Raw genomic sequence first — 4,593 nt, 5'->3', positions numbered from 1 at the left:
TCGGCCGCCCCCGCTCCGACGACCGGGGCGGGGCCGGCCGACACGCCGAACGCGGGAACGCCCACGCGCCCCTCGACCACGGGCGGCACGCCGACCGGTACGGCGTCCGCAGGGAACCCGCGGGGCGGTACGGCTCCGACGCCGTTCCGGTCCGGGAGCACCGCCCCCGCGCACACCGCTCCCGCGACCGGTGCCACCCCCTCCGGGCCCCCGACGGGCGACTCGCTCCGCGAGCGGCCCGTGTCCTTCGAGGCACTGAGCGTCGGCGACTGCTTCGACATCGACCGCGACGCGCCGGGCACCGTCCTCCGACGGGGCTGCGACACGCCGCACCACGCCGAACTCGTCGCCCGGCCCCGCCTGATCGGCACCTTCGCCACCGACCAGGCGGTACGCGAGGCGGCCACCCTGCTCTGCCGCGAACCGCTCCGCCGCAAGGCCGCCCTGCAGCCGTTCGGCACACGCTGGACGACCTTCGTCCAGTACCCGTACCGGACGAGTCACCTCCTCGGCGCGGACACCGTCGCCTGCAGCCTGGCCACCACCAGCGGCACGCTCAGTCACCCGCTCCAGTAGCACCGGCGGCGAACGCCGTCGCCAGGGCCGCCGCCGGGTCACGGTCCGGCGGGCCGGCCGGGGACCAGCGGGCCCCGGCCTTCAGGTACGGCCACCAGCGCCCGTCCTCGCCGAGCCGCAGCTGCGCCTCCGCGCCCACGACCGTCCACCGCGCGCCGCCCGCACGCCGCAGCACCGGCCGCTCGTCGTCCGCCCAGGCCTCGGCGAGCCGGACACCGGCCCGGTCCAGCGCCTCGGCGTCAGGCGCCCACTCCTCGTCCAGTACGGCGAGGGCGGCGGCGCCCCCGAACCGCCACGCGCGCGTGGCCGGATCCAGCTCCGCCCGTGACCGGCCCGAACCGGAGGCGAGCCGCGCCGCGATCCAGGGAACGGGGCCGTTCGCCGCGAGCCGGACCGCATCCTGAGCGGCCGTCAGACCTGCCTCGGTCAGCCCCGCTTCGATCAGACCCGCCTCGGTCAGGCGTGCCTCGGCCGGAACCGTCATGGCTTCGTGTACGCCGCCGGCCCCCAGAACCGCGCCGAGCAGCCGCTGTGCGCGCGTCGCCGCGTCCGCCGCGAGGAACTCGAGCGCGGCCGGGTCGACCCCCGGCTCCGGCGGCGTGTCGGTGTCCAGGGACGGCGACCGGCCCGGTGCGGCCGGGACGACCGGAGGGGCGGGCAGCGGCGGCACGAGGAACCCCGCCGCGAACACCTCCTCGGCCGACACGCCGGGCATCCCGCCGCCCCCTTCGTGCCGGCTCGGCGCCTCCTGCCCGGGAACCGAAGCCCGTGAGGCACTGCGCGCCTGCAGCTGCTCCAGGAGGGTGCGCTCGCCGCGTCCCCGCATCAGGAGGAGGACGAACGGATCCTCGTCGAGGAGGCGGGCGACCTGGTAGCAGAGCGCCGCCGTGTGCGGACAGTGGTCCCAGGCCTCGCAGTCGCACTCCGCCTCCAGATCACCGATGCCCGGCAGCAGGTCGAGCCCGGCCGCCGCCGCGTCCTCCACCAGGTGCGGGGGCATCTCGCGGTCGAGGAGCGCCGCGATGTGCCCCGCGCTGTCCACGGCGAGGTCGAGGAGCCGCTCCCACTGCTCCTCGGAGAACTCCCGCACCAGCACGTCGCCGCGGTACGTCGTCCCGTCGCGGTCCTTGACCATCGCCGTGATCCGGCCGGGCCGCACCGAGACGGCGCCCACCGCCCCCGCACGCGCGTGCCGACGCCCCGCCTTGAGCTGTTGCCCGTCGAGCGCGCTGTCCTCCAAGGCCTTCAGCCACGCCCGTCCCCACCAGGTGCGGGTGAACGCGCCGCCCTGCGCCGGCGGCAGCGCCTCGAACGTCCGCTCCTCGTCACCGTCCCCGTGCCCGTGGCCGCGCCCCTGTCCGTACCCGCTCATCGTCCGTCCCCTCGCAGTCGCACCAGCTCCGCCAGTTCGGCATCGGTCAGTTCGGTCAGTTCCGGCGGGGCGTCGCCGCCGGTCCCGAGGACGGTGGCCGCCAACTCCCGCTTGCGGTCGAGCATCGCGGCGATCCGGTCCTCGATCGTGCCCTCGGCGATCAGCCGGTGGACCTGCACCGGCCGGTCCTGGCCGATCCGGTACGCCCGGTCGGTGGCCTGTGCCTCCACGGCCGGGTTCCACCAGCGGTCGTAGTGCACGACGTGTTCGGCACGGGTCAGGTTGAGTCCCGTCCCCGCGGCCTTCAGGGAGAGCAGGAAGACCGGGACGTCCCCGCTCTGGAAGCGGGCGACCATCGCCTCGCGCTCGGCGACCGGCGTGCCGCCGTGCAGGAACTGCGTCCGTACGCCCCGCGCCGCGAGATGCGCCTCCAGGAGCCGGGCCATCCCCACGTACTGGGTGAAGACCAGGGTGCACGCGCCCTCGGCGAGGATCGTGTCGAGCAGTTCGTCGAGCAGCTCCAGCTTGCCCGAGCGGCCCTCGATCCTCGGCCGCTCCTCCTTGAGGTACTGGGCGGGGTGGTTGCAGATCTGCTTGAGGCCCGTCAGGAGCTTCACGACGAGGCCCCGGCGCTCCATGCCGTCCGCCTCCGCGATCGCCGCAAGGGTCTCCCGTACCACCGCCTCGTACAGACCGGTCTGTTCGGGCGTCAGGGAGACGGTCCGGTCGGTCTCGGTCTTCGGCGGCAGCTCGGGGGCGATACCGGGATCGGACTTGCGCCGGCGCAGCAGGAAGGGGCGCACGAGCGCGGCGAGCCGCGCGGCGGCGGCCGGGTCCCGCCCGCCCTCGACGGCCGCGGCGAACCGGGTCCGGAAGGCGCCCAGGCCGCCGAGCAGGCCCGGGGTAGTCCAGTCGAGGATCGCCCACAGCTCGGAGAGGTTGTTCTCCACCGGTGTGCCGGACAGCGCCACGCGCGCGCGTGCCCCGATCGTCCGCAGCTGTCGGGCCGTCGCCGAGTACGGGTTCTTGACGTGCTGTGCCTCGTCCGCGACGACCAGCCCCCAGTTCCGCGCGGCCAGCCGCTCGGCGTCGAGCCGCATCGTGTCGTACGTGGTGAGCACGAAGCCCCCGTCGGCGAGCTCCTCCAGATCACGGGCCGCGCCGTGGAAGCGGCGCACCGGTGTGCCGGGCGCGAACTTCTCGATCTCCCGCTGCCAGTTGCCCATGAGCGAGGTCGGGCAGACGACGAGGGTGGGTCCGGCGGACGCCGGGTCGGCCTGCCGGTGCAGATGCAGGGCGATGACGGTGATCGTCTTGCCGAGGCCCATGTCGTCGGCGAGGCAGCCGCCGAGGCCGAGCGAGGTCATCCGGTGGAGCCAGTCGAGTCCGCGCAGCTGGTAGTCGCGCAGGGTCGCGGCGAGCGCCGGGGGTTGTGCGATCTCCGGCCGTTCGCCCTCGGGTTCGCCGAGGCGCTCCCGCAGCCGCTCCAGCCAGCCCGTCGCCGCCACCTCGACGGGCTGCCCGTCCACCTCGGTCGTGCCGGTGAGCACGGCCGAGAGGGCGTCCACCGGCGTGACCTTGCGGTCCTGGTGGGTACGGGCACGGCGCACCTCGGCCGGATCGACGAGGACCCAGCGGTCGCGCAGCCGTACGAGGGGGCGTCCGGCTTCGGCGAGCCGGTCGAGCTCGGCGCGGGTGAGCTCGTGGTCGCCGACGGCGAAGCGCCAGTTGAAGGCGAGCAGGGAGTCCGCGGCGAGGAAGGAGGGCAGCGCGGAGGCGCGGGCGGCGTCGGCGGGGTCCGAAGCGCCTGTGAGGGCGTCGGCGCCGAGTCCGACGCCCTCACGGAGTCCGGAGACCCCGGCAGCGGTTCCCGCTCCGGTTTCCGCCGGCCCGATCACCGCGCGCGCGGTGAGCCGGTCGGCCAGTTCGCGCGGCCAGTGGACCTGGACGCCCGACGCCGTGAGGGCCTCGGCCGCCGGTCCCAGCAGCTCCGCGACCTCCTCGTCGGCGAGTTCGACGGTGTCGGGTACGGCCGCCGACAGGAGCGGGGACAGCGGCGGCCAGGCGCGGGCGGCGCGCCGCAGGGCGAGGAGGGCGTCCATCCGGGCCCGCGGGCCGAACGCGGCCCCGGCCCGGCCGGAGCCCGCCCACACCTCCGCCGCGTCCGCGACCAGGGTCGGGTCGGCGGCCCCGTGCAGCTGGAGCACCGCCCGGAAGCCGGGCGCCTCCTGAGCCTCCGCGCTGAAGCCGGGCAGTTCGAGCCGGAGCGAGAGCCGGACGCCCGCGTCGTGCACCGCCGCCACATCGGCGGCCCAGGCCCGCTGTTCGGGCACGCTCTGCGGTGCGTCGGCCGCGAAGGCGGGCCCGCCGGCCGCGAGCGGAGCCGCCGGGGTACGGGGCAGCGTGTCGGCCACCGCGTCGGCGAAGGCCCGGAGCAGTGCCTCGGGCTCGGGCAACAGCAGTGGCTCGTCACCAGCCTCTGGTACGGCGCCGGACAGAGGTACGGCGCCGTCCCCGGGGCCGGCGACGGGCAGGGGTACGGCGTGCGCGGCGGGCGGCATCGACGCGGCGAGCGTACGGAGTTGGGCCAGCTCCCCGGGGCCGAGCGGCCCGGCGCGCCACGCGTCGTGGTCGCCGGGCCGCTC

At 76.0% G+C, this 4,593-nt stretch carries 2 protein-coding genes and 1 pseudogene; 1 reads left to right on the top strand and 2 read right to left on the bottom strand.

Annotated features, from left to right (window positions below):
- Positions 1-576: pseudogene (locus tag CCN56_RS43990) on the top strand (hypothetical protein); the annotation flags it as partial.
- Here the strand turns inward: CCN56_RS43990 and CCN56_RS36620 are convergent.
- On the bottom strand, positions 557-1,948 hold the full coding sequence (locus CCN56_RS36620) for an SWF or SNF family helicase (protein WP_086832050.1): 1,392 nt from the start codon (positions 1,946-1,948) through the stop codon (positions 557-559). The pseudogene CCN56_RS43990 and the gene CCN56_RS36620 overlap by 20 nt on opposite strands.
- Positions 1,945-4,593, bottom strand: a 2,649-nt coding sequence (locus CCN56_RS36615; protein WP_107484281.1) for a DEAD/DEAH box helicase, incomplete at its 5' end; no start/stop codon positions are given. The genes CCN56_RS36615 and CCN56_RS36620, both read right to left, overlap by 4 nt.

It is taken from the genome of Streptomyces sp. NRRL B-24572, from assembly GCF_002156145.1.
Lineage (GTDB): Bacteria > Actinomycetota > Actinomycetes > Streptomycetales > Streptomycetaceae > Streptomyces > Streptomyces vietnamensis.
The sequence above is the reverse complement of the archived record's forward strand: the minus strand, read 5'-3'. Positions and strand labels throughout refer to the sequence as shown.